This window comes from Okeania sp. SIO2F4, assembly GCF_010672385.1.
GTDB lineage: Bacteria > Cyanobacteriota > Cyanobacteriia > Cyanobacteriales > Microcoleaceae > Trichodesmium.
Window position 1 is genome coordinate 1 of sequence record NZ_JAAHGT010000975.1, and the last position, 3,552, is coordinate 3,552.

The 3,552-nt window shown below is 36.8% G+C and carries 3 protein-coding genes; all 3 read left to right on the plus strand.

Annotated elements, in window-relative coordinates; all coding sequences use genetic code 11:
* The first annotated feature begins 370 nt into the window (after nt 1–370).
* Nucleotides 371–1,186: a metallophosphoesterase family protein gene (locus F6K22_RS35825; protein ID WP_293109357.1), complete on the plus strand. Its 816-nt coding sequence runs from the start codon at nt 371–373 to the stop codon at nt 1,184–1,186.
* Nucleotides 1,187–1,821: 635 nt separating this feature from the next.
* Nucleotides 1,822–2,553 carry a metallophosphoesterase family protein gene (locus F6K22_RS35830; RefSeq protein WP_293109359.1) on the plus strand — a complete coding sequence of 244 codons (732 nt, stop codon included), beginning with the start codon at nt 1,822–1,824 and terminating at the stop codon, nt 2,551–2,553.
* A 699-nt stretch (nt 2,554–3,252) separates the two neighbouring features.
* Nucleotides 3,253–3,552 (plus strand): NAD(P)-binding domain-containing protein (locus tag F6K22_RS35835; protein ID WP_293109361.1); only part of this gene is annotated, 300 nt, incomplete at its 3' end.

The following is a 3,552-nucleotide window of genomic DNA, read 5'->3' on the forward strand; positions in this document are numbered from 1 at the left end:
TTTTTCAAATTAGTAAAACTAGCAAAATGCTCATAAGCTTTTGATAATAATCATTACACACTTTAGTAAATAATTTTGCTAGTTTTACTAATTTGAAAAATTAGTAAAACTAGCAAAATGCTCATAAGCTTTTGATAATAATCATTACACACTTTTGTAAATAATTTTGCTTATAATGGATAGCTTTGAAAGGGGGACTTTGAGGAACTCCCCCCGCATCATCGGGGGGCAAGGGGGGAAATAAAACTGTACCTCACGCTTTTTTTTGGGAATTGCTATAATATTTCCTTATATTAAATTCCATAACGGTTTTAACCTTCTTGTAATTATCAATTATCCATTATCCATTAATGAAAGAGGAATAGTTAGTATGAAAATCGCAGTTATGTCTTGCATTCATGGCAATTACGAAGCTTTAAATGCTGTATTAATAGATATGGAAAAACAGAAAGCAGAGAAAATTTTCTGTTTGGGAGATTTGGTCGGTTATGGTCCCCATCCTAACGCGGTTGTCGAGCAAATTCGTAGTTTAGATATTCCCACAGTTTTAGGTTGTTGGGATGAGGATATTGTGGAGGGATTAAATTCTTGTGAATGTAGTTATCCTTCTGTATTAGCAGAGAAACGTGGCAAGTTAGCCCACGAATGGACTGATCGAGAAATTAATCCAGAAACGCGAGAATATTTAGCATCTTTACCTCATACTTTGAAAGAAGAAAATATGTGTTTTGTTCATGGTAGTCCTCATAGTAACCATGAATATTTATTGCCAGATTTAGATGGATTTTTAGCAGTTGAAAGAGTCTTAAGTAGTGGTGCTGATGTATTGTTTTGTGGTCATACTCATGTGCCTTATGTTCGTACTCTTGATGCTAATCAATTATTAGTTAAAGTTAGTAGTTTGGGGAGGGAAAACTTAGAGTCAAAGAGTTGTATTGCTCCTCTGAAAAAAATTGTTAATGTTGGTTCTGTAGGAGAACCTCGTCATGGTAGACCGAATGCTACTTATGTTATTTATGACAATGAAACAGGAGAAGTAAATATTCGAGAGATTCCTTATGATTATCAACTTACTTGTGAAGCTATAGTTAATAAGGGGTTGCCAGAAATTTTTGCTTGGCGTTTGGCTAGGGGTTTAGAATATGCTGAAAAAGCTGATGACCCTACTCATATTTGTGAAAGATGATTAATAATTAATAATTAATAATTAATAATTAATAATTGAATAATTCTGGTTTAAAGCCTCCCCTTTTAAGGGAAAAAAAAGCGGTCGTTTTGCTGACGCAAAGCTCCGCTAACCCTGGGAAACGCCATATCCAATCGACCAAGAGAAGAAATCAGATTTCCTTATATTCAATTCCCTTACGGTTTTAACCAGAGGTAATTAGGGTTTGCTGAATAAAGTCTTTTTGCTATGGTAAGGAGTAGTTAAGAGTTAGGATTTAGGGGAGTTATAGAAGAACTGGTCATTCATAATCCACACTTACTTTTTCTGTCATAATGACTCCAAAATCTTCACTTTTTATACTCCATCAAGTGAAAAGCTGCTACTTTTTTTAGCACCTAAAATTCTTCAAACCTTGATCTCTAAATGTTTTGAGATTTACAGCAATTTCGGAGTTAGTGAGGTACAAAATTTTATTTAGTAATTTTGGTAACACAAGCATCCTGCTTGTTACAGGCTAGAAGCCTTACAAAGATAGAGATTAATCTTCAACTGTACCTCACCATCCTCAAAAGTGCTGTAATCAGCAAGCCCTAATTATCAATTATACATTATCCATTATTACTTGATCTAACCTAAAAAAAGCAATAAATTCTATGAATTATTGGGCAATTTTAACTGGAATCCAAGGAAATATCACAGCTTATGAAGCGGTACTTGCTGATATTAAAAAACAAAAATATTATGTGGAAGCTTTATATATTTTAGGAGATTTAGTCGGGCTAAATATAGATTGCAAAAAATTAGTAGAGCGAGTACGTTATCCAAAAAAAAACGAACTTAAACCCCAAGTGTGTATGGGATGGTGGGAAGAACAATCTTTGATTTTACATGGATTAACTAACACAAATGAACCGACAGAATTAATAGCAGAATATGGTATAGATACTGTGAAAACATTATGGGATAATGTGGATAGAGAAACAGTAGAATGGTTGAGAAATTTGCCTTTTGGTTTTTCTGAACTTGACTGTTTATTAATTCACGGCAGCACTCTGGGGGTAAGCGATAAATTAACTCCCGATACTCCACCGATACAAATGTTAGATAGATTAATGCGTTTTGGCGTTAATAATTTATTTTGTGGTCGGTCTGGTTTAGCTTTTCAATATCAGTTGGAAAATGGTTCAGTTAGTAGTGGGGTGACAAAGTTAGGAGCTGAAGTGGGTGCTATTGAGACAACATCATCTACTCAAACTTTGACGACACCCCGTCAGGTTATAGGGGTCGGTAATGTGGGAAATTTGCCGGGAAATGCTACCTATACTCTTTATAATCCGAATACTAATCAAGTGAAATTTAGAACAGTTAGCGAGGCATATTCATAATCTTGCTCTTACCTCCAGAACTGTCATTTGAGTTATCAGTACCTCTGCCTGTTTGCGCAGCATTCCGCAGGAAAGTCAGAGGCTTGAAATATTGAACCGAATATTTCTCTTGGTCGATTGGAGGCTCGCGTTTAGCGTTCCGCACAACGCGCGTTAACGCTACGCGTTTCATGTCGCGTAGCATCCCGGAGGGAAAAGAAACCCGAAGAGTGCAGAGCCGCTCCGCTTTTCATGTCGGCGACAGCCGAAACGCCATCCCACCCTTCGGGAAGCTCCGGTTTTCATATCGGCTCTTGCTCTTAGCCGTTAGCGTTTGCGGAGCATTGCGAAGGAAGGCTTTGCGCCAGCAAAAGCGACCGCTTTTTCATCCCCTTGAAAGGGGAGGCTTGATATAGAATCCGGTTATATAATATATGTTCATAATGAGGGGTTTAACCCTAAACTGCAACGTTATAGTTATTGAAATTTTTGGATGACATAGAATCCAGCGATCTAATCTAATGTATGTTCATAATTCTCAAGGGAGACTTCAATTCCCCAAACTATATAATAAGTATTCAAACAGATTTGATATGAGACCTTATTTTTTGGTCAATCATGGTTTATCACTGCCTCACCAATATTTTTTGTTAGAAAGCTAGCTTTTTTTTATAGAATGATTATCATTATCATAAGGTATCTATTGGAGACTGTCTGCTCGTGAACAAAACTAACGATCGTTTTGAAGTTGTAATTGTGGGGGCTGGGGCTGCTGGAATTGGCTGTGGAGTAGTCTTAAAAGATTTAGGAATTGAAAACTTTGTCATTTTAGAACGACATCAAATAGGGGCTTCTTTTAGCCGTTGGCCAGAAGAAATGGGATTCATTACGCCCTCGTTTCCCAGTCATGGTTTTGGATTGCTGGATCTCAACGCAATAGTTTTAAATACTTCTCCTGCCCTCAGTTTCAGAAAGGAACATCTTTCAGGGAAAGAATATGCCCTATATTTGCAGACTGTA